This window comes from Shimia sp. NS0008-38b, assembly GCF_040370365.1.
In the GTDB taxonomy this organism is placed as follows: domain Bacteria; phylum Pseudomonadota; class Alphaproteobacteria; order Rhodobacterales; family Rhodobacteraceae; genus Shimia.
In genome coordinates this window covers 68,572-92,138 of sequence record NZ_BAABWQ010000004.1, presented here as the reverse complement: position 1 = coordinate 92,138, position 23,567 = coordinate 68,572, and the positions used below count along the sequence as shown (strand labels likewise).

28 protein-coding genes are annotated in these 23,567 nt (G+C 56.0%); 10 read left to right on the top strand and 18 right to left on the bottom strand.

Features of this window, described 5'->3' with window-relative positions; translation table 11 throughout:
* Positions 1-6: 6 nt before the first annotated feature.
* From ihfA to ABWV47_RS17190, 5 genes are all read right to left on the bottom strand, one after another.
* A complete protein-coding gene (gene ihfA / locus ABWV47_RS17210) occupies positions 7-309 on the bottom strand; it encodes an integration host factor subunit alpha (RefSeq protein ID WP_353314115.1) in 303 nt (100 codons plus the stop codon).
* A gap of 122 nt (positions 310-431) precedes the next feature.
* Positions 432-1,406, bottom strand: coding sequence for a beta-ketoacyl-ACP synthase III (locus ABWV47_RS17205; protein ID WP_353314113.1), 975 nt, complete (start codon positions 1,404-1,406; stop codon positions 432-434).
* A gap of 23 nt (positions 1,407-1,429) precedes the next feature.
* Positions 1,430-2,518: a phosphate acyltransferase PlsX gene (plsX, locus tag ABWV47_RS17200; RefSeq protein WP_353314111.1), complete on the bottom strand. Its 1,089-nt coding sequence runs from the start codon at positions 2,516-2,518 to the stop codon at positions 1,430-1,432.
* A gap of 20 nt (positions 2,519-2,538) precedes the next feature.
* Positions 2,539-2,745 (bottom strand): 50S ribosomal protein L32, encoded by a 207-nt coding sequence (gene rpmF / locus ABWV47_RS17195; protein WP_353314110.1) that lies wholly within the window; start codon positions 2,743-2,745, stop codon positions 2,539-2,541.
* 138 nt (positions 2,746-2,883) lie between these two features.
* A complete protein-coding gene (locus tag ABWV47_RS17190; RefSeq protein ID WP_353314108.1) occupies positions 2,884-3,444 on the bottom strand; it encodes a YceD family protein in 561 nt (186 codons plus the stop codon).
* A gap of 111 nt (positions 3,445-3,555) precedes the next feature.
* Between ABWV47_RS17190 and ABWV47_RS17185 the strand changes: the two genes are divergently transcribed.
* The 3 genes from ABWV47_RS17185 (at position 3,556) to ABWV47_RS17175 (ending at position 6,702) form a co-directional block, all read left to right on the top strand.
* The gene (locus ABWV47_RS17185) at positions 3,556-4,029 is read left to right on the top strand and encodes an outer membrane protein assembly factor BamE (RefSeq protein ID WP_353314106.1); all 474 of its coding nucleotides are present in this window, start codon (positions 3,556-3,558) and stop codon (positions 4,027-4,029) included.
* Between the two features lie 80 nt (positions 4,030-4,109).
* Positions 4,110-4,838, top strand: coding sequence for a GNAT family N-acetyltransferase (locus ABWV47_RS17180; RefSeq protein ID WP_353314104.1), 729 nt, complete (start codon positions 4,110-4,112; stop codon positions 4,836-4,838).
* Positions 4,839-4,887: 49 nt separating this feature from the next.
* On the top strand, positions 4,888-6,702 hold the full coding sequence (locus tag ABWV47_RS17175; protein WP_353314102.1) for an ABC-F family ATP-binding cassette domain-containing protein: 1,815 nt from the start codon (positions 4,888-4,890) through the stop codon (positions 6,700-6,702).
* A gap of 592 nt (positions 6,703-7,294) precedes the next feature.
* On the opposite strand, the gene ABWV47_RS17170 is transcribed toward ABWV47_RS17175, so the two are convergent.
* On the bottom strand, positions 7,295-7,972 hold the full coding sequence (locus tag ABWV47_RS17170) for a hypothetical protein (protein WP_353314100.1): 678 nt from the start codon (positions 7,970-7,972) through the stop codon (positions 7,295-7,297).
* Between the two features lie 282 nt (positions 7,973-8,254).
* Positions 8,255-10,396 (bottom strand): S8 family peptidase, encoded by a 2,142-nt coding sequence (locus ABWV47_RS17165; RefSeq protein WP_353314098.1) that lies wholly within the window; start codon positions 10,394-10,396, stop codon positions 8,255-8,257.
* 265 nt (positions 10,397-10,661) lie between these two features.
* Here ABWV47_RS17165 and ABWV47_RS17160 point away from each other — a divergent pair, with 265 nt between their 5' ends.
* Positions 10,662-11,138 (top strand): hypothetical protein, encoded by a 477-nt coding sequence (locus ABWV47_RS17160; protein WP_353314096.1) that lies wholly within the window; start codon positions 10,662-10,664, stop codon positions 11,136-11,138.
* Positions 11,139-11,239: 101 nt separating this feature from the next.
* Here the strand turns inward: ABWV47_RS17160 and ABWV47_RS17155 are convergent, their stop codons facing one another.
* Positions 11,240-12,232, bottom strand: coding sequence for a ribose-phosphate pyrophosphokinase (locus ABWV47_RS17155; protein WP_422064767.1), 993 nt, complete (start codon positions 12,230-12,232; stop codon positions 11,240-11,242).
* A 131-nt stretch (positions 12,233-12,363) separates the two neighbouring features.
* Between ABWV47_RS17155 and ABWV47_RS17150 the strand changes: the two genes are divergently transcribed.
* The 3 genes from ABWV47_RS17150 to ABWV47_RS17140 are packed head-to-tail and all read left to right on the top strand — an operon-like array spanning position 12,364 to position 14,112.
* A complete protein-coding gene (locus tag ABWV47_RS17150; protein ID WP_353314092.1) occupies positions 12,364-12,963 on the top strand; it encodes a 2-hydroxychromene-2-carboxylate isomerase in 600 nt (199 codons plus the stop codon).
* Positions 12,964-12,966: 3 nt separating this feature from the next.
* Positions 12,967-13,779, top strand: coding sequence for an alpha/beta fold hydrolase (locus tag ABWV47_RS17145; protein ID WP_353314090.1), 813 nt, complete (start codon positions 12,967-12,969; stop codon positions 13,777-13,779).
* A gap of 15 nt (positions 13,780-13,794) precedes the next feature.
* On the top strand, positions 13,795-14,112 hold the full coding sequence (locus tag ABWV47_RS17140) for an immunity protein CdiI family protein (protein WP_353314088.1): 318 nt from the start codon (positions 13,795-13,797) through the stop codon (positions 14,110-14,112).
* Between the two features lie 141 nt (positions 14,113-14,253).
* On the opposite strand, the gene ABWV47_RS17135 is transcribed toward ABWV47_RS17140, so the two are convergent.
* Genes ABWV47_RS17135 through ABWV47_RS17120 form a run of 4 tightly spaced genes read right to left on the bottom strand, consistent with a single transcriptional unit; the run spans position 14,254 to position 16,953 of the window.
* Positions 14,254-14,472: a DUF6500 family protein gene (locus ABWV47_RS17135; protein WP_353314086.1), complete on the bottom strand. Its 219-nt coding sequence runs from the start codon at positions 14,470-14,472 to the stop codon at positions 14,254-14,256.
* 2 nt (positions 14,473-14,474) lie between these two features.
* Positions 14,475-15,527 carry a threonine aldolase family protein gene (locus ABWV47_RS17130; RefSeq protein WP_353314084.1) on the bottom strand — a complete coding sequence of 351 codons (1,053 nt, stop codon included), beginning with the start codon at positions 15,525-15,527 and terminating at the stop codon, positions 14,475-14,477.
* A complete protein-coding gene (locus tag ABWV47_RS17125) occupies positions 15,527-16,024 on the bottom strand; it encodes a YcgN family cysteine cluster protein (protein ID WP_353314082.1) in 498 nt (165 codons plus the stop codon). The genes ABWV47_RS17130 and ABWV47_RS17125 overlap by 1 nt, the downstream gene beginning before the upstream one ends.
* Positions 16,021-16,953 carry a bifunctional riboflavin kinase/FAD synthetase gene (locus ABWV47_RS17120; protein WP_353314080.1) on the bottom strand — a complete coding sequence of 311 codons (933 nt, stop codon included), beginning with the start codon at positions 16,951-16,953 and terminating at the stop codon, positions 16,021-16,023. The genes ABWV47_RS17125 and ABWV47_RS17120 overlap by 4 nt, the downstream gene beginning before the upstream one ends.
* Positions 16,954-17,281: 328 nt before the next feature.
* Between ABWV47_RS17120 and ABWV47_RS17115 the strand changes: the two genes are divergently transcribed.
* Positions 17,282-17,494, top strand: coding sequence for a hypothetical protein (locus ABWV47_RS17115; RefSeq protein ID WP_353314079.1), 213 nt, complete (start codon positions 17,282-17,284; stop codon positions 17,492-17,494).
* Positions 17,495-17,558: 64 nt separating this feature from the next.
* On the opposite strand, the gene ABWV47_RS17110 is transcribed toward ABWV47_RS17115, so the two are convergent.
* The 5 genes from ABWV47_RS17110 to ABWV47_RS17090 all read right to left on the bottom strand — a co-directional run bounded on the left by ABWV47_RS17110 (position 17,559) and on the right by ABWV47_RS17090 (position 21,250).
* Positions 17,559-18,002: a MaoC family dehydratase gene (locus tag ABWV47_RS17110; RefSeq protein ID WP_353309547.1), complete on the bottom strand. Its 444-nt coding sequence runs from the start codon at positions 18,000-18,002 to the stop codon at positions 17,559-17,561.
* A gap of 102 nt (positions 18,003-18,104) precedes the next feature.
* Positions 18,105-18,980: a TIGR01459 family HAD-type hydrolase gene (locus ABWV47_RS17105; RefSeq protein ID WP_353314077.1), complete on the bottom strand. Its 876-nt coding sequence runs from the start codon at positions 18,978-18,980 to the stop codon at positions 18,105-18,107.
* A 101-nt stretch (positions 18,981-19,081) separates the two neighbouring features.
* On the bottom strand, positions 19,082-19,699 hold the full coding sequence (locus ABWV47_RS17100; protein ID WP_353314075.1) for a hypothetical protein: 618 nt from the start codon (positions 19,697-19,699) through the stop codon (positions 19,082-19,084).
* Positions 19,700-19,784: 85 nt separating this feature from the next.
* On the bottom strand, positions 19,785-20,540 hold the full coding sequence (locus ABWV47_RS17095; RefSeq protein ID WP_353314073.1) for an SDR family oxidoreductase: 756 nt from the start codon (positions 20,538-20,540) through the stop codon (positions 19,785-19,787).
* Between the two features lie 80 nt (positions 20,541-20,620).
* Entirely contained in the window at positions 20,621-21,250 is a 630-nt protein-coding gene (locus tag ABWV47_RS17090) for a TetR/AcrR family transcriptional regulator (RefSeq protein ID WP_353314071.1), read from the bottom strand.
* Between the two features lie 107 nt (positions 21,251-21,357).
* On the opposite strand from ABWV47_RS17090, the gene ABWV47_RS17085 reads away from it, so the two are divergent.
* Together ABWV47_RS17085 and ABWV47_RS17080 are read left to right on the top strand one after the other, a co-directional pair.
* Positions 21,358-21,675 (top strand): YciI family protein, encoded by a 318-nt coding sequence (locus ABWV47_RS17085; RefSeq protein ID WP_353314069.1) that lies wholly within the window; start codon positions 21,358-21,360, stop codon positions 21,673-21,675.
* A 13-nt stretch (positions 21,676-21,688) separates the two neighbouring features.
* Entirely contained in the window at positions 21,689-22,141 is a 453-nt protein-coding gene (locus tag ABWV47_RS17080) for an MAPEG family protein (protein ID WP_353314067.1), read from the top strand.
* A 171-nt stretch (positions 22,142-22,312) separates the two neighbouring features.
* Here the strand turns inward: ABWV47_RS17080 and tyrS are convergent, their stop codons facing one another.
* Positions 22,313-23,566, bottom strand: coding sequence for a tyrosine--tRNA ligase (gene tyrS, locus ABWV47_RS17075; RefSeq protein WP_353314065.1), 1,254 nt, complete (start codon positions 23,564-23,566; stop codon positions 22,313-22,315).
* Position 23,567: the final 1 nt, after the last annotated feature.

Sequence of the window (23,567 nt, the reverse complement as noted above, 5' to 3'; positions counted from 1 at the left end):
CTCGCCTTACTTTTTGTTGCCGGCCGCGACGCGATCTTTCATCAGATGCGATGGGCGGAATGTCAGGACACGCCGTGGGTTGATTGGGACTTCTTCGCCGGTCTTAGGGTTCCGTCCCACGCGCGCAGCCTTGTCGCGAACACTAAACGTGCCGAAAGAAGAGATCTTCACCTGTTCGCCGTTTACAAGCGCATCCGACATATGAGTCAAAACACTTTCAACCAGCTGTGCGGAATCATTTCGGGACAGGCCAACTTCGCGAAAAACCGCTTCGCTTAGATCCATCCGGGTCAATGTCTTGCCAGTCATGCGTTCCCCCCTGTTAAGATTGGTTCCAAAATCATAGAAGCAAGCCAATTTGGGAGTCAATGACTTGGGCTCTGCTTCGTACGATTATCTTTTATGTGCGCCAAACACTTAGGTGTCAGTAGCTACCAGCGCAAAACCACAGAGCCCCAGGCGAGCCCGCCTCCGATGGCCTCCGTAACCAACAAATCGCCTTGTTTGATCTTCCCTGTATCCACGCCGACGGAGAGAGCCAAAGGAATTGATGCGGCAGAAGTGTTGCCGTGATCTTGTACCGTAACGATCACGCGATCCATAGGAACGCCCAGCTTTTTAGCTGTGCCCTGTATAATGCGGATATTGGCCTGATGTGGGACGATCCAATCAACAGCATCGTCATCGAGGCCGATTTTCCCCAATGCGGTGTGCGCAGTAGAGGTAAGCTTTTCAACAGCTTGCCGAAAAAGTGCGTTGCCTTGCATCCGCAGTTTCCCAGCATCCCCAGTGGTAGAAACACCACCATCGACATACAGCATGTCACGATAGCGACCATCAGAATTCAAGTCTGCGCTCAAAACACCACGGTCGGACACGTCACCGGACCCCTCTTGGGCCTCAAGAATCAGCGCGCCAGCGCCATCTCCAAAGAGGACGCAAGTGGCGCGATCTGTCCAATCCATGATCCGGCTGAACGTTTCCGCTCCAATAACCAAAACGCGTTTGGCTTGCCCTGACAGAATAAGTGCGTTGGCATTTGTCAGTGCATACACAAATCCCGCGCACACGGCTTGAACATCAAAGCCAAATCCACGCGTCATGCCAATCTTGTCCTGAACCATTGTCGCAACAGACGGAAATGTCAGATCGGGCGTTGATGTTGCCACTACAACAGCATCAATGTCGTCGGCATCCAAGCCAGCGTTACGAAGAGCGGCTTGGGCAGCTAAGCTGGCCAAATCGGAGGTTGTCTGGTCCTCGCTCGCGAAATGCCGACGCTCGATCCCGGATCGCGTGCGAATCCACTCGTCAGACGTTTCTAAGGACTTCTCGAACTCAGCGTTTGGAACGACCCGTTCCGGCAAGTAGTGGCCTACGCCCTTAACCACGGCGCGTGTCGTCATATCGGTGCCTTGCTACGTTATTATTATTCGTTTTCGTTCTCGGCATCTTGCGGCAGCGACACAGCAGATGCAACCCGCGCAGCAAGCTTTTGCGAGAAGCCTGATTGAGCCAATTTGAAAGCCAGTTTTACTGCCGAAGACACACCTGTCGCGTCTGATGACCCATGTGATTTCACCACGGTTCCATTCAGGCCAAGAAACACGCCTCCGTTCACTCGGCGTGGGTCAATACGTTTGTTCAAACGATTCAATGACGTGTAAGCCATCAATGCTGCGAGCCGCGACAGAGGCGAGAATTTGAACGCTTCGCGTAACAGCGAGCCAATTAATCCGGCGGTGCCCTCACCAGTTTTCAGAGCCACATTCCCAGTGAATCCGTCGGTCACAATCACGTCCGCATAATCGCCAGGAAGATCGTTGCCTTCAACAAATCCGACAAACTCGTAGTTTGCGTTCTCAGCGTTTTGCGTAATTAACTCATGAGCCAGTTTGAGCTCGTTGCGTCCTTTGTGTTCTTCGGTGCCCACATTGAGGAGCCCAACACGCGGGCGCTGCAATTCCATGCCGTTGCGCGCGTACGACGCTCCCATCAAGGCATATTGCAATAAATCATGTTCGTCTGCGCTGATGTCAGCGCCCGCGTCGAGCATGATATTGAACCCTTGAGGCGCGCGTGAGGGCCACAAAACCGCAATTGCTGGGCGGTGGATGCCAAGAATTTTGCGTAGCCGCACAACAGACAGCATCATCAGCGCGCCTGTATTTCCGCAACTTACGACACCATCAGCTTCTCCGCTGCGCACCGATTCAATAGCGGACCACATCGAGGTGGACTTGCCTCTGCGGACGACATCGCGCGGCTTGTCTTCCATCGCCACGACATCTCGCGCGTCCCGGATTTCAACGCGACCATCAAGGTTTCGCTTGCGCGCAACCAGAGGTTTGAGCTCTTCCGCTGGACCGTGCAAGATAAAGGCGATGTCAGGATTCTTGCGTGCAGAATGTGAAATGCCGGCAACAACAGCTGCCGGCCCACGATCGCCACCCATGGCGTCTACAGAGATCACCGTGCGCCCGCTTTCGGAGTTTGCTGATGTAGTCAAACCGGCCATGCGGACGCTGATCCCACTGATTATGCCGCGTCTTCGTCCAGATCGACTTCGTCAACCATTGCAACGACTTCGCGGTCGTCATAGTGGCCGCAAGACGGGCAGACATGGTGGGGGCGCTTCAGTTCACCGCAGTTGGTGCACTCGTTTGGGTTCGCTGCAACCAGGGCGTCATGTGCACGGCGGTTGTTGCGGCGCGATTTCGATACTTTGTTCTGCTGGACAGCCATGTCGCAACCTTTGATCTACTGGGGCAAACTGCCCGATTTCGTGAGCGTTGTGAGCCTCTACGCAATCTACACGCACGAGTCCAACGCTAAATTCGAATGAGCGCGCGAAAATACTGCGATTTTCGCACAACGCAAGCCCTATTCGTTGTCTTTTGACGAGAGCTGGTCTCGAAGGCCCGCAAGCCCGGCGAACGGGCGCGCATCTTCGTCAGTCATGGGCTTTTTTCCGTCTTCCGTAAAGACCGTTTCCTGCAATTCTGCGTCTTTCGCACGAGGAAATTGGGGGATCAGCAGTGCAAGCGATTCATGAAGCACCGCCAGCAGATCTATTGTGGCTTGAAGGGCTTCAGCATTTTCATCCTCAGGCGTCTCCACCTCTTCTTCTTCACCGTCCAGCGTTGGCATTTGGCTTAGGAAGCGACGTTCGACAGAATCGTCGATGCGGGTGGTGACCGGCTCAAGTGTAACCACACATGGTTGTGAAACGGTGGCACCAAGTTTTCCGCGCAGTTCCCAATCCGCCTTGCCGAACGCGCGAATCTCTCCTTTGAAGCTCAACTTTTTTAAAGTGCTGAGTTCAAGATCTTCTGCGAGGGCAGCGACTTGGCCGGGTTTAAGGGACAGATCAAATGTGGTCGCGCGGTTCTGGTTGAGATCGGCGACACGGATCGATGCGTCAGTGTAAGCGGCTTTGGACATTTGGCAGGACTTTGGTTTAAGGGGTTGGAACGGTGCTTACTTTCTTGAACCAAGCGCGTTCATTCTGTAAGCGAGATAAAAGGCAAGACAAGCCAACACAAGAGGGCAGGTATGAAGACGCGCAAATCGGTGATCAAATATGCGGTCATGGGAGCGTGTGTGCTGTCACTGGCCTCCTGCGTACAACGCTATCGCAATCACGGCTATGTTCCATCGGCTGACGAGCTTGCATCTATTACACTCGGTGTTGATACGCGTGACACTGTTGAAGAAACGCTTGGGCCACCGTCGGCTTCCGGCGTGTTGGACGGAAGCGGATATCTCTATGTGCGCTCAAGAGTGCTGCACTATGGACCGCGTCGTCCCAAGGTCGTTGACCGCCAAGTGGTTCTTGTTGGATTTGACGGCAATGGAATCGCACGTAACGTCGAACATTATGCGTTGGAGGACGGCAAGGTGGTGCCACTATCGCGTCGTATTACCGACAATGGCATCGAGTCTGGTGGTCTGTTGCGACAGTTGACGTCAAATATCGGTAACTTTGGCCCAAGCGGAGCGCCAGCAGGTTCAACTGGCGGTTTCTAGCATGGAGTGCGTTTGTCATTCGGTTGTCACCTGAAACCTGCTATGGTCCGGCGGAGTTAGACCACGCAGAGAGCCGAGTGATGCTGCAAAAGGGCCGATACCTAGCGCGGATTGCCTCAAGCGAGGGTGATTTGCATGCCGCCCAAAGGTTGCGACAACTGGCCTTTCATGGCGATGCTGCGGCGTTGGATGCCGACGCATTTGACGCCCTATGTAGCCATATTTTGATCGAAGAAGTCGATGGCGGTCGGTTGGTCTGTGTCTTCCGGATGATGCCTTTGAATGATGGCGCAGAGATCGAACGGTCCTACTCCGCGCAGTTTTATGAACTAGACGCGCTCAAGGCGTTTCCGGGACCGATGGTGGAAATGGGGCGTTTCTGCATGCATCCAGAGACGCACGATCCGGACATATTGCGTATCGCTTGGGGGGCTATGACAACCTATGTCGATGAAAACAATGTCGAACTTTTATTCGGTTGCGCCTCGTTTGCGGGGACCGACACCACGTCCTACCTTGACAGCTTTGCGATGTTACGAGATCGGCATCTCGCCCCCAAACGCTGGTTGCCGCGTGTGAAGGCCCCCAACGTTTTTCGGTTCGCCGCGAGACTGCGTCGCAAACCCAATCTAAAAGCCGCGCAGTTGACGATGCCGCCGATGCTGCGCAGCTATATACTGATGGGAGGATGGGTCAGTGATCACGCAGTGGTTGATACAAAAATGAATACGTTACATGTGTTCACGGGGGTCGAAGTCAAGGCAATCCCCCCTGCGCGAAAACGGCTTTTGCGGGCCATAACAGTATAGCGTGATGGCCGAGGTTGACGGCGCAGCCTGAGCGGGCTAGGCGCTTCTCATGGCACGTATACCCCTATTACAGATGAGCGATATCTCCCTTACTTTTGGTGGAGATCCTGTGTTTGATCAGTTGAACCTCGTGGTGCAGCCCGGAGATCGGGTGGCCCTTGTGGGACGGAACGGATCAGGGAAATCAACCTTGATGAAAGTCATGGCCGGGCTTGTTGAGCCCGACCGTGGGGACATCGTTGTTCCTCCCGGTGTCAGTGTCGGGTATATGGAGCAAGACCCTGACATGAAAGGGTTTTCTACGTTGGGAGACTTTGCGTCAGCAAGTTTGGACCCGGGTGAGTTGTACAAAGTGGAACGGGCGGGCGAGGGGTTGAAGTTCGATCCTGCGCGGTCCGTGGAAACAGCATCAGGGGGTGAGCGGCGACGCGCTGCCTTGGCGCGTTTGATGGCGGAAGCCCCTGAGTTGATGCTTTTGGATGAGCCAACCAACCACCTAGACATTGAGGCGATCGCTTGGCTTGAGGCCGAACTGAATGCGACGCGGGCCGGGTACGTTTTGATCAGCCACGACCGGGCGTTCCTACGGGCTCTGACACGTGCAACCCTCTGGATTGATAGAGGAATGGTGCGTCGCCAAGAAAAGGGTTTTGAGGGTTTTGAAGCTTGGCGCGACAAAATTTGGGACGAGGAGGACATGCAGCGCCATAAGATGGATCGCAAGATCAAAGCTGAGGCGCGATGGGCCGTCGAAGGGATCAGCGCGCGACGCAAGCGAAACCAAGGGCGTGTGCGTGCTTTGAACGACCTGCGTTCGGAACGTGGTGCAATGATCAAACGGCAAGGATCGGCCGCAATGGATCTGGCAGCAGGACCAAAATCTGGCAAAAAAGTCATTGATGCCAAAGGTTTATCAAAATCATACGACGGTAAGAGTATTGTACAGACGTTTTCGCTAACGGTGCAGCGTGGAGATCGGATCGCCTTTGTAGGGCCCAATGGCGTTGGGAAAACCACACTTATCAAGATGCTGTTGGGGGAGCTTGAACCGGATGAAGGTGCGGTGACGCTTGGTACCAATTTGCTGCCGGCGGTATTTGACCAAACCCGCTCTCAGTTGGATCCTGATATGACCCTCTGGGACAGCCTGACCGGCGACCCAGAGATGCGTGTTTCGGGCAAGGCGGATCAGGTTATGGTGCGCGGAAATCCAAAGCATGTCGTTGGATACCTTAAAGAATTTTTGTTCGATGATCGGCAAGCGCGGGCGCCGGTGCGTTCGCTCTCGGGGGGAGAGAAAGCACGGCTTTTGCTGGCAAAATTGATGGCAAAGGAGAGCAACCTTCTGGTCATGGACGAGCCGACAAACGATTTGGACGTTGAAACGCTCGACCTGCTGCAAGAACTGCTTGATGATTATGACGGCACCGTGCTTTTGGTTTCTCATGACAGAGACTTTCTGGATCGGGTTGCGACGACAACCATTGCCATGGAGGGTGACGGGCATGCGGTTGCGTATGCGGGGGGGTGGTCAGACTACCGGGCGCAACGGCAAGACGACGCTCCAAAAAAGGCCGAAAAATCAAAGCAGAAGGGCGAAAAAGCCAAGCAAGATAAAGCACCGGTCTCTGGGTTGAGCTTTACTGAGAAACACCGGCTGGAAGAGCTTCCGGGCGTTATGGAACGGCTTGAGGCCGAAATCGCCAAGTTGGAAGTTTACATGGCTGATCCTGATTTGTTCACCAACGAACCCGTCAAGTTTCAGAAGGCGACAGAGGCTCTGGTGGAGCGGCACACTGCGTTGGCGACTGCTGAGGAAGAATGGATTTTGCTTGAGGAAAAGTCTGAGGCAAGCAACAGCTAAACAGCATGTCGGTATCGCGTCTGTAATGCGACTGTATCGCGGAGGTCTGCGATTTTTGAATATGTTGCCTTGGGACGGTGCGTTAAGCGCCGTCTCATTTTTTTTAGGGAGTTTGGTGTGTTAGTCGGATTGAGCTGTCAGAGTTGACATCACCAGTTTTTATCTCGATGCTTTTTGTGGGCTCCGGCCCGGACTATATTTTAAAAAGGATACTATTATGAAACCGAAAATTATCGATAAAAAAGCTCGTCCTGTACTTGGCGGTGGTGGCATTATCTCACCGAAGTTGGTCGCCAACGGACAGAAGAAATAAGGCGTCCTTTGGATGCGAGTTGGCTGGCCTTTATGGTGCGAAATGAATGACGAAAAGTCTTCGTATAGCTGAAAGCCAATTCAGCGATAAAGATCTTGGACCATTTTGTTTGGTCCAAGATATCGTGAATTGCGGCGAAGTGAGTGATCTCTGAAATGAGACTGTGAGTCGCCAATCAAACAATCCGGCTCCGCATATTTAGAGCGGGGTCGTTTTTTCAGGATAGGTTTGATTGGTGCGGCACCAGGCGTTGCATTTTCCGTGGCCGCACCTGCGGAGCTAGGCGTGTATTTGTTTGCGCTTTTTTCGCACTTCGGTGCCGTATTGGCCCAGCGGCACAGACACACCAGGTTGGCGGCGAAGTGTTTTGGAAAGACCTGCCATCGGGACGACATCGTCAAAAACAGTGGCCATATGCGCGGCTTTGTTTAGGTCGCGAATTTCGCTGGGCACACAGGAAATCTGAAACAGGGGGAATTCTTTTGGGAAATAGATTTCGCTGTTGGTGCGTGTCATTTGGATGTTTATAAACAGTGGAAGTGGTGAAAAGCTGTCCGTTTCCACAATACCCTCATAACACCAGAAAGAGCTTTTGGCATGGATGTTGACCAATGGGCGGACGTGGCTCCACTGGTTTTTGGGCGTGGACACAAACAACCCAGTGAATATCTGCACGACGCCCGGATCACTGAGTTCGGACAACATGTTTGGACAGGCGCCGAACTTGGATTCAAATTCAGCTTCCCAGCGTGATTCCAAGTTCTCCGGGAGTGGTTCGGATATCAGGGGACGCCATTCCCCTTCATCAGCGATAAAAACTTCGGTGCCGTCATAGGAGAGGCTAAAGTCTGTTGGGGGAAATACGTACCACCCCATTGAGGACGCGGTTCTCACCGCCTCACAATATTGATAGGCGGATATAGGGATGCGCCCCAATGCCGCCGTATCTGCCTTCATGGGAGGTGAGATGTCAGGGTGAATTGAGTAAAATGAGATCATTTTTCACCTATGTGATTGTCAAATAAAAATAAATTAAATATGCGATTCTAAAATAAATCCGTGAGATAGAGTTTCACTTCTTGGACGTCTTTTCCAGCACTTTGAAAATGAGCCACAAGGGAGACACCGGTCAGCGGTCAGCCTGACGTGTCACATTTTGCTTGGCCTGCGTGAGGGGCTATGGGCGCACAAGCGCTTGAATGTGTGGTGGCGTCGTTTGGTGGGCGGGTCTGACGCCAACTAGAAGCGCGTTTGCAGACCAAACATCACGCCGGTGTCACGGTTTCCGGCAATATGGCCGCGGTTTTCGGCATGTGCAAAGGACAGGCCAAGGGTGGTGTTGCGCGTTACCGGATGTTCGTAGGTCACCGACAAGCGCACTTCGCGGCTGTTTGGGGCCAGGCCGATCCGTACGTCCTCATGGGTGGTGGCGCCAGAACTTGAGGTCACAGGCAACGACAAGGACGTTTCCCCGGATGATACAGCGGCGGGAAGGGCGAGTGACAGTTTGAGCCGGTCGTTGTGTTTAAAGAGGTGATTGTGAGCATAAGAGACGGCGCTTGCATTCATCCGAACATCGGCGGACTGAACAAGGCCTGAGGCCTCTTGGCCGTAAGCATAGCCCAGCGAGATTGTCAGCGCAGAGGCCTCTGACAGGGCGGTGGACAGCGCCATGTCAAATGAGGCTATCGAGCTGTTTGTTCCGCCGCTCCAATTGGACATCAACGCAGCTGTGTCTTCGCCATAAGCGGTTCCGATGCGAAGGCTGGCGTCGCCGAGGTCAAATCTGCGGCTGAGCCCAAACCCCAATGCGTCGGAGCCGCCGTTCTGCCCATGAAACAGAGATAGCTCAACGTCGTCATCGCTCAACATCACTGGCAGGCCCTGTCGATCACCAAAGAATGCAGCGCTGCCAAGGTCTGCGGCTTGAGGGCGGCCAAAATTGGCCAGATCGTGGATTGAGAACAGCGGTGCAGCCGACCGTTGGGCAACCATCTGGGAGGCATTGACGGAGAAGGACGCAGAGAGCGCATCCCGGGTGTCGATTTGGACGTTTTGTAGCGCACGGGCCACAGCATCACCGGTGGCGTTTCCTGCTGTGACCAGGGGGCGCTGAGCATCGAGTACGGTGCCGTCCCCTGTGGTGACGGTGGCCCGTCCGATAGGCAGCAGCGCGGCGGCGACATCCAAAAATCCGTGTCCCCATTCGTCACTGTAGGCGTGTTCAAATCCCGAAACCAATTCGGTGGTGCCGCTTTGCGTAAAGCCGTCGAAATCATTGTCGGCGGATGCCAGCAGGCGAACGCGCAATTCCTGATTTGTCATGTTGGGGAAAGCTTCGCCCAGTAGAGCGAGCGCGCCAGAGACAGAGGGGGCGGCGTAGGAGGTGCCGGTGCCAAACCCGTAGCTGCTGCTGGAATCCGCATTGGCCCCTGTCCAACTGCCGTTGGCAGAGATGCACCATGCGGCCGCCTCAAGACAGGGTTCTGACACCCGTTCAGCGGAGATGACATCATCCCCAGACATCACTGGAACCCCGTTGACCACGGCGATCCAGCTCTGCTCCAGAGAGGGATCAAACATCGGCAAAGCTGGCATCAATCCGGTGACAGACAGGCTGGAGGTGTTGGGCACGGAAAACACAACAATCCCGTCCTCTGCGAAGTTGCGCAGAGCGGTCAGATAGGCCGCGCCTGCGGAGGAGCTAAACAGACCAACGTAGTCGGATGTTCGCGCGCCCCGGGTGGAAAAGCCCCATGAGTTGTTCAAGGCCACAGCATTGGCGGCGGCGGCGGCGTTGGCGGTTTCGGTGAGCTGGGCAAAAGAGTCAAAACTCCCGAAGATCAAGTCAGCTTCTGGGGCCACCCCGATCATGTCCGAAGAATTGCCAGCGGCGACGGAGGCGACAAAAGTGCCGTGATCCGCAACGCCAAGGCCGGTGCCGGTTGTGATGCTGCGCCCCGAAAAGGCATCATGTGATGTGAGAAAGCCGCTGTCAGAAAATGCGATCACCTCGCCATCGCCGGTCAACCCAGCGGCATGCGCATAGTGAATGCCGGCGTGTTCAATTGGATTGCCGACAAGGCGGACGTCAACGCCGGTGTCAAATCGGTTGTTGCGGTTCTTGTCCACATACATGCCGGAGGGCGCTGTCTGTAACGTATAGCGTGTATTTCGCGTGAGCAGCCGATTGGCTTGGCTGCGAATGGGATCCAGAGTGTCTATGAACGATGCGAGCAAGGTTGAACTGTCGGTGATCGGTAGTGTGGTTCCCGAAGACCCGCCAGTGCCGGACCCGGTGTCATCAGCGCCGCCTTTGCAGCTGGCCAGAAGAAATGGCAGCAAGACCAGAACGGTCAAACGGGGGAGTGTGCGCGTCATGATGTACCGACCTCAAGCGATGCTCAACACCTGACATTTTACGGTTTGACCCCTTAAATTTTGCCTGACACGCCCTGTGAATTCCCCCTCAATTGGTTCTGATTTTTAGCAAATTTTAAGGATATTGGTATGTATATCGAGATGTATAATGTGATGTCTTAAAAGCATAAATTAGAAAGCGGAGCGGAGATTGACGATGAAAGACACGATCGCAATCAGGCGGGTCGCCAGCGACAACCAGATGAAATCAAAGGAATAAACGACAATGAATAAACTGCCTATTTGCGTGCTTCTTGCACTGGCTCTTTCGGCCTGCGCGACGGTCAAGGGGCCATCGGACAAAGGGATCACCGCCAGCTTCAAAAATGAGCCGAGCACATCTTTTGTCGCGGGGTATCAGCCGGTAAATGTGCGTGTGTCCCAAGAGGGCAAAGGGCTGGAAGCGACTTGTACGATCGACTCGGCAAAATACTCCACCGAACCATTCAAAACCCCGGCCACGGTGAACCTACCTGCCTATAGCCAAGGCGCAGCCAATGTTACTTTGAGTTGTACCTATGACGGGGAGACCATGGCAAAAGCCTTTGCGCCAGAGAACCTCTCCAAGAAAGCAAGAGCAGGCTCTGCAATTGGTGTCGCCATCTTGTGTCCGATCTGTGGAGTGGGCGTTGCGGCCGCCAATTCGGGACGTAACAAAGAGAACGATATCTATGGTTTCACGAAGCTAGAAATCGAGTTCTAGGTTGATGGCGTGACGCTACAGCCATCTGGCCTTACACAAAGAAAGAGGCGAAAGCGCACCACGCGCTTTCGCCTCTTGTCACCACTTGGGTCTCAGAACATTCAGACCTTGAACAAGCCTTCATATGCAGGCTCCAGTGTCTCGGTTTCAAACAGAGATGAGACGGAGGTGCCGTTGGAGGTGTTCATAATCGCCTGAGCGAACATCGGCGCTGTGGGCACGATGCGGATGTTGGCTGCGCCTTTGACGGCGTCTGTGGGTTCAATGCTGTCGGTGATCACCAGCGATTTCATCACCGAGTTGGTGATGCGCTCAATGGCCGGCCCAGACAACACACCGTGCGAGATGTAGCTGTGAACTTCTGTGGCGCCGTGCTCCATCAGAACCTCAGCCGCTTTGCACAGGGTGCCAGCTGTGTCGCAGATGTCATCCACGATGATACATTTCTTGCCTTCCACATTGCCGATCACGGTCATTTCAGCAATTTCACCGGGCTTCTCGCGACGTTTGTCGACAATGGCCAGCGGCGCATTGATACGTTTTGCAAGTTCACGTGCACGCGCCACACCGCCGACGTCTGGAGAAATCACCATAACGTCACTTAGCGCATCTTTGAATTGTGCCTTGATGTCGAGTGCGAAGATCGGCGAGGCGTAGAGGTTGTCGACCGGGATGTCGAAGAACCCCTGAATTTGTGCGGCGTGCAAATCCATCGTGAGAATGCGCTCAATCCCAGCTTCGACCATCATATTGGCAACAAGCTTTGCCGTGATAGGGGTGCGGGCTTTGGTGCGGCGATCTTGGCGGGCGTATCCGAAGTAAGGGATCACTGCGGTGATCCGACGGGCTGACGAGCGGCGCAATGCATCCGACATAATCAGCAGTTCCATAAGGTTATCGTTCGCCGGATTGGATGTGGACTGAATGATAAACATGTCCTCGCCGCGGACGTTGTCGTAGACTTCGACGAAGATCTCGGCGTCGTTAAAGCGTTCGACGCGAGCGTTAATAAGATCGACGGCACTTCCCCGGTGCATCGTCATGCGCCGCGCGATGGCGCTGGCAAGCGGTTTGTTGGCATTGCCAGTGATCATTTTTGGTTCAAGAATATTGGCCATAGCGCAGTAATCCCCAGGTGGCTTTGGTGACAGATTCGTGACGTTGCACTCCGCTTAACATGGCCCTAACGTCTCGCAAAGCTAAGCGCGCCATCAGGGAGGCATAAATGGCCAAGATCACCTATTATTTCTCGACAATTTCTCCGTATACCTACCTCGCCGGGACCCGGCTTGAGGAGATCGCCGCCAAACACGGTGCTGAGATTGATTACAAGCCGCTGGACATCATTGCGCTGTTTGGGCGCACAGGAGGGACGCCACCCAAAGATCGGCATGTAAGCCGTCAGGACTATCGCGCGCAGGAACTGGTACGTCAGGCGCAGAAGCTGGGTATGGCATTCAACCTGAAACCGGCGCATTGGCCAACCAATATGGCCCCGTCTTCTTATGCGTTCATTGCGGCACAGAATGCCGGTGGTGGCGATTTGGGCGCTTTGGCACATGGGTTCACGCGGGCGTGCTGGTCTGAGGAGCGCGACATTGCCCAAGACGATGTGATCCGTGAGTGTCTGAGCGCGGCGGGGTTTGATCCGTCATTGGCGGACAGCGGCCTGTTGGTGGGTGCGGAGACTTATGCGCGCAATCTGGACGAGGCGGTGGAGGCCGGAGCCTTTGGCGCGCCGTTTTATGTGACCGATGATGGGGCGCGGTTTTGGGGGCAGGATCGGTTGGACGATCTGGATCTGCATTTGGCGGGCAAGCTCTAAGACATGGCATTGGACGACGGAAAACCCAGCATTCATTGGCGGGTGCTGGGGCAGGGGCCGCGCGCGGCCTTGGCTTTGCATTGCAACCTCGGGCATTCAGGCGCGTTTCGCGGCATTGGCGCAGCGCTTGATGACGTGCTGACACTTGAGGCGCCGGATATGCCGGGGCACGGGCGCAGCGCGGATTATGTTGCCGGAACCTCCACAGGCGATGCGATGATGGCTGCAATCCTTGCGCGGATCACCGCGCCAGTGGACGTGATTGGCCATTCTTACGGCGGTCTGTTGGGGTTGCGGCTGGCGATTGACCGCCCTGATCTGGTGCGTTCGCTGTCGCTTTATGAGCCGGTCACGATGCGGGCCGCGCGTGAGGTTGCACCAGAGCATGTGGCGGCCAATCAGGCGCAGATGGAGCAGATGTTTGCGCTCAACGATGCGGGTGATCCGGAAGCGGCTGTGCGGTTGTTTGTGACCGAATGGGGGGATGGCACCCCGTGGGCGCATTTGCCCGCTGAGGTGCGCGCCACGTTTACGCGACAATTGCCGTTTGTGATTGCGTCACAGAAAGACGTGTTGGAGGACACAGCTCAGATCATGCCGCGGCTTGGCGAGATTGCAGTGCCTGTGGTGGTGATGGACGGCGCGCTGTCGCCCGCGATTATGAAGCCGGTGTGTGACTACGTGGCCGCGACGGTGCAGAACGGCCGGCGGGTGACCGTGGCTGGCGCGGGGCACATGGGCGCGATTTCGCATGCCCATGAGGTGGCGGCGGAGGTGCGGCGGATTGTTGATGTTGCGACCAGTCCTGTGGCCTAAAAGCAGGCGGAGATTGTGACAAATTCTCTATATCAAATTCGTCTGTTTTTTGAACGGGGCGGACCATGCCTATGGGCGGACAATGCTGCCGCCAAAAACTCTTTTGGTTACGCTATCTCAGCTGAAAAGTTGCCACTTAGTGCCGCGACTTTGAGACAGCTAGATGCGCTCGTTGATTTGCACGACACAGCATTGAATTGGGGTGATCCGGCGGCGGCTAGTCCATGGTCTCAAGATCAGTTCGTAAGGTTTTCACAGGAAGCGCAGTCGATTTTACTCACTCTTCAAGAGGAACTGGGAGCAACGTTTCACGTTTGGTATCAGCCGGATTGAGCTGAACCGTGAGAAATTTACCCTTCGTACATACTCAATACAACGCCGCGCACGAACCGAGGGGCAGGAAGCGAAGCGCCCGCCCCGTGGGGGCGGTTCGGGCGCTGCCAATGCCAATGCATAGCATTGGCAATAAAGAGGTTATTTGCCTGACAGGACCATGTCTCGAATTTTAACCGCTTTCTCAAAGTGGTCCAGCTCATGTGTTTGAATCCACCAAGTGGCCGCTTCCATCAGCAGTTCCGGGTCATCATTCTTGTTGGCAAAGAAGGCATAGAAGGACAGGCCGACGGTCTCACCTTTCTTGGCGATTTTGTCGTTGCATATGGCAACGGCTTTGGCGCGCAGGCTGTCTCGCATGACTAGCCTGCCGCCAAGTCGAGGAATTGGTCGATCAACTCTTTGCTGAGGGACCAGTCGCAGACGAAGCGGGCGGTGAGCATTTCGCTGTCATCCTCACCTTCCAGATCGCCGCCCCAAAGGTGATAGGTTGCGCCTGCAGCGAACAGGCGTTTGTGGGTGCCGCGGGGCAGGTTCACAAACAACATGTTGGCCTGTGGCGGATGGGCGAAGGTCACGCCCTCAATCGCGCGCAGACCACCGGCGAGATGCGCGGCATTGGCATTGGCGCGGGTGGCGGCCTCGACCCATGTGTTGTCGTCAAGATAGCCAAGCATTTGCGCGGACAGGTAGCGGTGTTTGGAGAAGAGATGCCCGCCACGTTTGCGGCGCAGCTCAAATTCCCAGGCGTGTTTGGGATCAAAGAAGATCACCGCCTCCACACCCATACAGCCGTTTTTGGTGCCCCCAAAACTGACCGCATCCACACCGGCTTTCCATGTCATTTCCGCCGCCGTACACCCCAGCGCGACCATCGCATTGGTGAAACGCGCGCCGTCCAGATGCACCGGGCAGTCAAAGGATTTGGCGACGTCACAGAGGGCTGTAAGCTCTTTGAGCGTATAGACGGTGCCGCGTTCGGTGACCTGTGTGATGGAGACAGGACCACGCTGCGGGCCGTGCACGCCGCGGGTCTCTTCCCCTGCGATGGCGGCGCGCAGGCTGTCCGGTGTCATCTTGTCGACGTCTTTGTCTGTCGCCAAGGTCAGCTTGGCCCCGCCGGTGTAAAACTCAGGTGCGTTGCACTCGTCTTCGTGGATGTGGGCCACGTGAGAGCAAAAGATGGTTTCCCAAGGATTACAAAGTGTTGCGAGCGCTAGTGAATTTGCCGTGGTGCCGGTGGACACCAAATGCACGGCCGCCTCTGGCGCCTCAAAAATCTCGCGGATTTTCGCTGTCACCTGTGCCATTTCATCATCTGCGCCATAGCCCATGGCATAACCTTCGTTGGCTTTGGTAAGCGCTGAAAGCACCTGTGGCAGAGCTGGGCCGGAGTTGTCTGAGGCAAAGTGCATTAGATCGGTTCCTCGATGATGTGATCTTCCCACTGCTCCAGCGGGGTTTCAAATTCCGATACGGTTTTGTGCTGCACCGAAACATCGGCGGCGTGCACGCTGTCGGGCGTGCCAGAGATCAGCGGGTGCCACTCAAAAAGCGGTTTGCCTTCCCACAACAAACGGTAGGCGCAGGTTTGGGGCAGCCAATACGCGTGCTCGTTGATGTTTTTGGGCGTCATCACAATGCATTCGGGCACAAATTGGTGGCGGATGTCATATTGGGTGCAGCGGCAGGTTTCGTCATCCAGCAGGCGGCAGGCCACGCAGGTCAGGGCAACTTCGCCGGTGTCTTCGTCTTCGAGCTTGTTCAGGCAGCATTTGCCGCAGCCGTCACAGAGCGCTTCCCATTCGCGGTCATTCAGCGAGGTCAGTGGCTTTTTTTCCCAAAACCGTTTGGCGAGGCCATGGCGCTCTATGGGGTCTGAGGCGGACTTAAGAAACGGGGGGCGGCTCATAGGGTGCTCAAGATTTCGCGGGCCTGATCACAATCGCGGCCCATTTGGCTCACAAGTGCGTCGAGGCTTTCAAATTTTTGTTCAGAACGCAGATAGTCAACGAGGCCAACTGACAATGTGTGGCCATAAAGATCACCTGAGAAATCAAACAGATAGGTTTCGATGTTGGCCTTGTTCTCGCCAAACATCGGACGGGTGCCTATTGAGGCTGCGCCGAAGTAGCTGCCCTGATGTGGACCATCCAGCACATCCACCAGAACGGCATAAACGCCGTATTTGGGCTGGTGCAAATCGTCGATAGACATGTTGGCTGTTGGGAATCCAAGGTCCCGACCGCGTTGTTCCCCGCCAATCACAGGCCCGTCGATCCGATGCCAGTGGCCCAACATATTGGCTGCATCGCGTGGTCGGCCATCGGTCAGGGCTGCGCGAATGGAGGTTGACGAGACCTGACCGTCGCCGCCCTGCACCAAAGGTGCGATTGTCACGCCAAACCCCATCTTCTGGCCAAAGGCCACAAGGTCTTCAGCGGTGCCGGTGCGGCCTTTTCCAAAGCAGAAATCAGCCCCTACAACCACGTGTGTGAGCCCAAGCCCGTCGGCGATCACATCACGGGTAAAGGCTTCGGGAGTGAGGCTTGAAAGTGTTGCGTTGAACGGCAGTTCATAGAGTTTCTGCACGCCCAGCTTTGCCAGTCTATGTGCGCGCGTTTCAGCGGAAGAAAGGCGGAAGGCCGGTGCATTCGGCGCGAAATATTCCCGCGGGTGCGGCTCAAATGTCATGATGCCCAAAGGCGCATCTGGTGCGGCGGAGCGGGCGAGATCAATCACCGATTGGTGTCCCAAATGCACACCGTCAAAATTGCCGATCGCGACGCTGGCGCCGCGATTCTGAGGAGTCACAAATTGATAGTCGCGAATGATCTGCATGCGGCAGGGTTAGCCCTTGATGGAGCAGGGTGCAAGAGAGGAGACAACAGCTTATTGCGCGACATGTACATGGGTTTGGCTGCTGCTTTGGTCAACACCGAGCGAACTGGACACGCTTCAGCCGCCGAGTGGTCTCAATCCGGCAAATCGCACAGTGGCGGACGGGGCAGGGACGATCCTCTATCTGGTTAGGGAGAACAAGACGCTCGTGACAGCGTTGTGACAGATATCTTGCAGGGGACGCCGCCAGAGGAGACCGTGGAGCACATCTCCATGCAACACAATTCAGAGATCGCCTCGGGTCTGGAAGGCTTGGGGGGCAGTGCACATGATGGCTGAGGCGGGCATCGAGCTGCGGTATGCTGAAACAGAGCTGACAGTGGCGGAGAGACACTTTGTTTTCCCCACATTCGGAGGCTTTTTGGGCCAAGCGCCAAGCGTCTTTTTGTTTTTTGCGAATGGCGGATGGGAAGATTTTGGCGTGCTGGGGCAGGTCGGTGAGGTCTCGGGTGCGATGGTGCGCAACAACGCGACGTTCTGATCAAAACAGACGGTGTCAGCAGCCTGAGCCGACATGGTTTAAAAACAACGTTGTATTGCTGTAACTAGTCGAGTTTGCGTGAGGGGGCCATGACGGTTGCGTCGCCTGTGAGGACTTTTTTGCCCTCCACGGTGCAGGCGCAGTCCATGTGGACGCGGCGTTTGGCGATGTCGATGTCGCGCACTGTGACCGTGGCCACCACCGTGTCATTGGGGCGCACGGGGGCCAGAAACTTCAGCGACTGGCCCATATAGATCGTGCCATGACCGGGCAGCTGCTCGCCGATGACCGCAGAGATCAGACCGGCGGTCAGCATGCCATGGGCAATGCGGCCGCCAAACATGGTGTCCGCTGCGTACTCCTCATCCAGATGCACCGGGTTGTGATCGGTGGACACGGCGGCAAACATCTCGATGTCCTGATCGGTCACGGTTTTGCGCACATAACGTGACATGCCGATTTCCAGGTCTTCGATAAAGATGGTGCCGCGGGGCAGATTGTCCAACATAGGACCCTCCGGATTGGGGTGGTGACGCAACTTCATGGCGCACGGGGTGCGTGTTTCGAAATTTAATTACTTTGCAGTCGCAGAAAAATCAAGCGGTTTGTGTCAGCGCAATTTGCCAATCGCAAACTGTGGTGTCACGTTTTCTGCCGCCAGATAGGCGCTCAGCGCGTCCGGGTTGGGCTGATGGGTGGTCTGGGTTTCTGCCGCCGCCAACCCGCCGGTGATGAACAGCGAATCGATGCTTTCGCCCATGCCGCCGAGAATGTCGGTCTGTGGGCCATCCCCAATCGCCAGAATATCGCTGTCCTCAAGAGACACCCCCAACGCGCTCAACCGGCGGCGGGCGAGGTCATAGATCGGCGGATAGGGCTTGCCAAAATAGAGGCTTTCTCCGCCCATATCGGTGTAGAGTTTGGCCAGGGCGCCGGCACACCACTCGCGGATCTCGCCGCGGTCCACAATGATGTCCGGATTGGCGCAGAGCAGCTTCATGCCCTGGGTTTTGGCATAGAGGAAATCGGCACGGTTGACCTCTGGGTCGGCCAATGTGTCAAACGGCCCGCAGCAGACAATGCCATCCGCCTCTGCCAGCGGCACGCGGGTGATGGGGGTGGGATTGTCAAGGATTTCAAGCGGTTCGAAGAAGCCTTCGTCGCGGTCCCATTCGCCCATGAAGTAGACATTTTGGCCAACAGCCCCCTGAAACATCGCGGCGCGGGCGCTGTCACCGGAGGTGGCGATGGTGTCATAAGCGTCTTTGGGCACCCCAAACGCGCCCATCTGTTCGGCCACACCGGCGCGCGGTTTGGGGGAGTTGGTGACCAGCACCACAATGCCACCGCGGGCGCGATAGGCCTGCAGCGCCGCAACCGCCTCCGGATAGGCGGTGACGCCGTTGTGCACACAGCCCCAAAGATCCACAAACAACGCTTTGTAACGCTCAGAAATATCGGCGAGAGAGGAGATGATCGTGGTCATAAAGGCAGTCCTGCACACAGAGATGTTCGCCAAAGGTATGCCAGCCACACGCAAAGAGAACCAGCGATTCTGAAGGGGGGCGCGGTCTGCGTCGGGTTGGACTAAAAGAGGTCTTGGGGCAGGCGCAGCTGTGGGCGGAACCCATTGCGCAGCGCGGTAAGAGTGGGCGCGGGAGTCAGCACCGCGATTTGACCTTCTGGGCGTTTGCAAGGCGCGGCGTAGCCATCAGGCGTAAAGGGCAGCGCCATGTCGTCCAGCAACAGCGCAGGACCCGCGTCCAAGAGGACAAAGCTGGCATTTGGCAGGTTCTGGGCCTCATGCAACGTGCGACGCAGTTGATAGGCGCGGGGGATGGCGCGGGCAGCGTGAAGCTTTGTGTCAAATGAGGGGGTGCCGCCGCGGTGCTCTGCAGCGGTCAAAAACGATCTATGATCGGCGCGACGGCATTCAGCACAAGGGCGATGACCCGCAGCAAAGGCCACAGCCTCGTCAAAGAAGAAGAGTTCTGTGTAGCGGTTTGGGGCCATCAGTGTGCGGCGGCGATCCTTGAAGGCGAGCACGCAACACACCCAGGCCTTATGACGCCAACGGCGGTGGGTCAGCTGGCCATGTTGATGCGCGGTGTCATCATGTAGAATGCCGCGATTGCCCATGACGGCCCCACGTGTGGGGTGCGCAATGATGTCGCCCGTTGGCATAACGCGATTTTGGCGGGGCATGCTGCGGTCTCCTTTGCGGGAAAGCTAGCATGGATCGGCCATAAGAACAGGTTGGGGGCAAGCTTTGGGCCTCCCCCCTGACGGCTTATTGCATACGCAGGGCACCATCGATGCGGATGACTTCGCCGTTGAGGTAGCCGTTTTCCACAATAAACCCGGCCAGACGCGCATATTCTGACGGATCGCCGAGGCGTTTGGGGCAGGTGACATCAGAAGCCAGTTGCTCCTGCACCTCTTGCGGCAGACCTTGCAGCATGGGCGTGAGGAAGATGCCCGGCGCAATGGCCATGACGCGGATGCCGGAGCGGGCGAGATCGCGTGCCATTGGCAGCGACAGCCCGACAATGCCACCTTTGGAAGCGGCATATGCGGCTTGACCGCGTTGCCCATCCATCGCGGCAATAGATGCGGTGTTGATGATCACACCGCGTGCGCCGTCAGGTGCCGCATCGTTTTGTGCAATCACTTCAGCGGCAAGGCGGGCCACGTTGAAGGATCCCACGAGATTGATGTCGATGGTTTTCTGAAACGTGTGCAGCGGGTGGGGGCCGTTTTTGCCAATGGTGGTGGCGGCAGGGGCGATGCCAGCGCAGTTAACAGCAGCTGTGATCTTGCCCATGGCCTCTTTGGCCGCTGCAATTGCGGCGGCCACGCTGTTTTCGTCGGTGACATCGGTATGGTGGAACGTGCCGCCAAGCTCTGATGCGATCTCATTGCCGCGGTCTTCGTTGAGGTCAAACAGGGCCACCTTCGCGCCGTTTTCGGCAAAATGCCGTGCAGTGGCTTCGCCCAAACCGGAGGCACCGCCAGTGATCACGGCGCAGGTTTGATCAAGTTTCATGTTGTGGTCTCCTCCAGACGATAAATGAACGTGTGTTCAAATAACCGAAGGAAAGGTCCAGTGTCTAGAGTAAACAGGGCCTAGACCATGTCTCGGCGCTTTGTACTTGGCGCTTCCTTTACGGGGGGCGAAATGGCCTGTGTTGCCGCTTGATGGGCGGCGGATCTGACGTCTTCGGCGAGCTCGGAGTTGGGCAGGGTGCGCGCCAAAACCATGCCGCCAACGCATAATGCGGCGGAAGCGAGGGCCTTTTCACGCCGATCTGGTTGGTCGTCCGGCATTCCGGTCTCAAGTAGCCAGACCATCGCGGTGAGCAATTGTTGAAAGGCGTCTTGTGTTTCGGGGTCTGCGCGCGCGACATCTGAAGGCAAGGCAATCATCGGGCACTGTCCAGCAACGTCGCCAAGATGTTTTGAGGAAAGATAGGCATCTACCATCTGTTGGGCCATTTCAGGTTTGAGATCTGTCAGATCAATACCCGCTTCGGCGCGCCATTGCGCGCCGCGCCCCATGAGGAAGCTGGACACGGCCTCTCCAAAGAGCGCCTCTTTGTTGCGGAAGTGATTGTAAAACCCACCCCGCGTCAGGCCAGCGTGGTGCATCACCTGATCGATGGTGACGTTTTGAAACCCATGTTCGTTGAACAGAATTCGGGCTGCTTCGACAATTTTCGCGCGCGTCGCGTCGCGGTGGCTTGCGCTATAAGGCATGTTGGTTCCTTTCCAGCGACAGTATAGTGGCTGTTTTAATATGTTCTTTAACATAAATAGACTGCTGTTACCGATAGGGCATTGATCACATCAAAAGGAGCCCGATCATGCCAAAATTTTTGCTTATTTATCACGGAAAACCAGACCTTCAGAGCCCAGAAGATGGGGCCAAGCATATGGCCGCATGGAAGGCCTGGAGCGCAGGTCTGGGCGCGGCTGTGGTCGACCCCGGTCTGCCTGTAGGGCTTTCCAAAACCATCACACCGCAGGGTGTGGAGGATCATGGCGGGGCCAATCCGGCCGCGGGCATGACGGTTCTCCAAGCCGATACGTTTGAGGAGGCCATAGAGTTGGCCAAAGGTTGCCCGCATTTGAGTGGCACCGGCACAATCGAGATCGCCGAGGCGATGGATTTGGAAATGTAGGAAAGGATCTGGAATGGAGTCACTTTTTGAAGCGGTGCCTTTTTTGAGCGCCTATCGTCTCTCATTTCTGGTGCTGGCGGGGGTGTCTTTGATCACGTTGATCCAGAATTTCGCAACTGCGCCTTTGGCTTTTGTCAACGACGAACAGGTGCCGGGAGTCCCTGTGCGGTTTGATCATTCGAAGTTGAGTTTTCGTGCGTTGCGCACCTATGCAAACTCTGCGGAGACGTTTCCAGCATTTGGTTGGGCCTTGCTGATGGCAATTTTTGCCGGTGTTTCACCAGCAGTGGTGAATTGGCTGGCAGGCGGATATTTTGTGAGCCGGATAGCCTTTTGGATTGTGTATTATCTGGGTGTTGGAAAGCCTGCTGGTGGCCCGAGAACAATGGTCTTTGTGGCCGGATTGTTGTGCAATTTTGGTCTCGCTGGCGCTGCGATCTGGTTTCTTTTGCCGAACTTTGGGTAAGCCGCCCAAAAGCCTCTTGGTAGACGTTGTGCGGTTTGGGTTCGGTGTTCGCCACATCGCCAAAACTGGGTGATTTTGAGCCGGAAGGGTCGCTTGGAAAACCTGAGGCCTAAACAAAGACGGGCTCGCCGGTTTGGCGAGCCCGTTGTGCGTTTGTTCAGCGCGACCGATTTAGCCGTCCAGTTGCACCAGCGCGTGGCGCTTTTTGCCTGCAGACAATTTGATCGGACTGGCCAGCGCGGCCGCATCGATCATCAGACCTGCGTTGGTCAGTGGGGCGTCATCAAGTTTGGCGCCGTTTTCTTTGATCAGGCGTTTTGCGTCTTTGCCAGATTTGGCAAGGCCGGATTTCACGATCAATTGCACGATGGAGATGCCATCGCCGAGGTCTTCGGCGGTCAAGGTGACCGTTGGAAGATCATCGCCAATGCCACCTTTTTCAAACACTTCACGTGCGGTGGCTTCGGCGGCGGCGGCGGCATCTTCGCCGTGACACAGGGTGGTGACCGCATTGGCCAGAATGATCTTGGCTTCGTTGATCTCAGAGCCTGCGAGCGCGCCGAGGCGATCACATTCATCCACGGGCATTTCGGTGTAGAGTTTCAGGAAACGGCCGACATCGGCGTCCGTGGTGTTGCGCCAGAACTGCCAGAACTCATAGGGGCTGCGCATGTCGGCATTTAGCCAGACCGCGCCATCCGCAGATTTGCCCATTTTCTTGCCGTCGCTGGTGGTCAGCAATGGGGATGTCAGACCAAAGAGGCCACCGTCATCCACCCGGCGAGTCAAATCGATGCCGTTGACGATGTTGCCCCATTGATCAGAGCCGCCAAATTGCACCAGACAGCCGTAACGGCGGTTGAGCTCAAGGAAATCGTACGCCTGAAGGATCATGTAGTTGAATTCAAGAAATGACAGCGACTGTTCGCGGTCGAGCCGTGATTTCACGCTTTCAAAGCTGAGCATGCGGTTGACGGAGAAATGACGGCCGATGTCACGCAGAAATTCGAGGTAGTTCAGCCCATCAAGCCACTCGGCGTTGTTGAGCATTTGTGCATCTGTGGCGTCGTCGCCGTAGTCGAGGTACTTGGCAAACACCTTTTTGATGCCTGCGATGTTGTCATCGATTTGCGCTTCGGTCAGCAGAGGGCGCTCATCAGCGCGAAACGAGGGGTCGCCCACTTTGGTGGTGCCGCCGCCCATCAGGGTGATCGGTTTGTGGCCGGTTTTCTGCAACCAGCGCAGCATCATAATCTGGATCAGGGAGCCGACATGCAGCGACTTGGCTGTTGCATCAAACCCAATATAGCCGGGCACCACGCCGTCACAGAGCGCTTTGTCAAAGCCTTCATAGTCCGTGCAATCGGCCACAAAGCCGCGCTCTAGCATCACGGTGAGGAATTCCGATTTGGGCTGGTAGGTCATG

Excerpts from the sequence above, each read along its gene's own strand:
- ABWV47_RS17185 (WP_353314106.1), top strand. The coding sequence starts at position 3,556 with ATGAAGACGCGCAAATCGGTGATCAAATATGCGGTCATGGGAGCGTGT.
- ABWV47_RS17135 (WP_353314086.1), bottom strand. The coding sequence starts at position 14,472 with ATGCGAGACAGCCTGCGCGCCAAAGCCGTTGCCATATGCAACGACAAA.
- ABWV47_RS17095 (WP_353314073.1), bottom strand. The coding sequence starts at position 20,540 with ATGAAACTTGATCAAACCTGCGCCGTGATCACTGGCGGTGCCTCCGGT.
- ABWV47_RS17165 (WP_353314098.1), bottom strand. The coding sequence starts at position 10,396 with ATGACGCGCACACTCCCCCGTTTGACCGTTCTGGTCTTGCTGCCATTT.
- ABWV47_RS17115 (WP_353314079.1), top strand. The coding sequence starts at position 17,282 with ATGATGGCTGAGGCGGGCATCGAGCTGCGGTATGCTGAAACAGAGCTG.
- ABWV47_RS17190 (WP_353314108.1), bottom strand. The coding sequence starts at position 3,444 with ATGTCCAAAGCCGCTTACACTGACGCATCGATCCGTGTCGCCGATCTC.
- ABWV47_RS17175 (WP_353314102.1), top strand. The coding sequence starts at position 4,888 with ATGGCACGTATACCCCTATTACAGATGAGCGATATCTCCCTTACTTTT.
- ihfA (WP_353314115.1), bottom strand. The coding sequence starts at position 309 with ATGACTGGCAAGACATTGACCCGGATGGATCTAAGCGAAGCGGTTTTT.
- ABWV47_RS17090 (WP_353314071.1), bottom strand. The coding sequence starts at position 21,250 with ATGCCTTATAGCGCAAGCCACCGCGACGCGACGCGCGCGAAAATTGTC.
- rpmF (WP_353314110.1), bottom strand. The coding sequence starts at position 2,745 with ATGGCTGTCCAGCAGAACAAAGTATCGAAATCGCGCCGCAACAACCGC.
- tyrS (WP_353314065.1), bottom strand. The coding sequence starts at position 23,566 with ATGACCTACCAGCCCAAATCGGAATTCCTCACCGTGATGCTAGAGCGC.
- ABWV47_RS17100 (WP_353314075.1), bottom strand. The coding sequence starts at position 19,699 with ATGCCCCGCCAAAATCGCGTTATGCCAACGGGCGACATCATTGCGCAC.
- ABWV47_RS17130 (WP_353314084.1), bottom strand. The coding sequence starts at position 15,527 with ATGCACTTTGCCTCAGACAACTCCGGCCCAGCTCTGCCACAGGTGCTT.
- ABWV47_RS17105 (WP_353314077.1), bottom strand. The coding sequence starts at position 18,980 with ATGACCACGATCATCTCCTCTCTCGCCGATATTTCTGAGCGTTACAAA.
- ABWV47_RS17120 (WP_353314080.1), bottom strand. The coding sequence starts at position 16,953 with ATGCAGATCATTCGCGACTATCAATTTGTGACTCCTCAGAATCGCGGC.
- ABWV47_RS17150 (WP_353314092.1), top strand. The coding sequence starts at position 12,364 with ATGGCCAAGATCACCTATTATTTCTCGACAATTTCTCCGTATACCTAC.
- ABWV47_RS17145 (WP_353314090.1), top strand. The coding sequence starts at position 12,967 with ATGGCATTGGACGACGGAAAACCCAGCATTCATTGGCGGGTGCTGGGG.
- ABWV47_RS17170 (WP_353314100.1), bottom strand. The coding sequence starts at position 7,972 with ATGAAGGCAGATACGGCGGCATTGGGGCGCATCCCTATATCCGCCTAT.
- ABWV47_RS17080 (WP_353314067.1), top strand. The coding sequence starts at position 21,689 with ATGGAGTCACTTTTTGAAGCGGTGCCTTTTTTGAGCGCCTATCGTCTC.
- ABWV47_RS17180 (WP_353314104.1), top strand. The coding sequence starts at position 4,110 with ATGCTGCAAAAGGGCCGATACCTAGCGCGGATTGCCTCAAGCGAGGGT.
- ABWV47_RS17085 (WP_353314069.1), top strand. The coding sequence starts at position 21,358 with ATGCCAAAATTTTTGCTTATTTATCACGGAAAACCAGACCTTCAGAGC.
- ABWV47_RS17205 (WP_353314113.1), bottom strand. The coding sequence starts at position 1,406 with ATGACGACACGCGCCGTGGTTAAGGGCGTAGGCCACTACTTGCCGGAA.
- ABWV47_RS17155 (WP_422064767.1), bottom strand. The coding sequence starts at position 12,232 with ATGATCACTGGCAATGCCAACAAACCGCTTGCCAGCGCCATCGCGCGG.
- ABWV47_RS17125 (WP_353314082.1), bottom strand. The coding sequence starts at position 16,024 with ATGAGCCGCCCCCCGTTTCTTAAGTCCGCCTCAGACCCCATAGAGCGC.
- ABWV47_RS17110 (WP_353309547.1), bottom strand. The coding sequence starts at position 18,002 with ATGTTGGACAATCTGCCCCGCGGCACCATCTTTATCGAAGACCTGGAA.
- ABWV47_RS17160 (WP_353314096.1), top strand. The coding sequence starts at position 10,662 with ATGAATAAACTGCCTATTTGCGTGCTTCTTGCACTGGCTCTTTCGGCC.
- plsX (WP_353314111.1), bottom strand. The coding sequence starts at position 2,518 with ATGGCCGGTTTGACTACATCAGCAAACTCCGAAAGCGGGCGCACGGTG.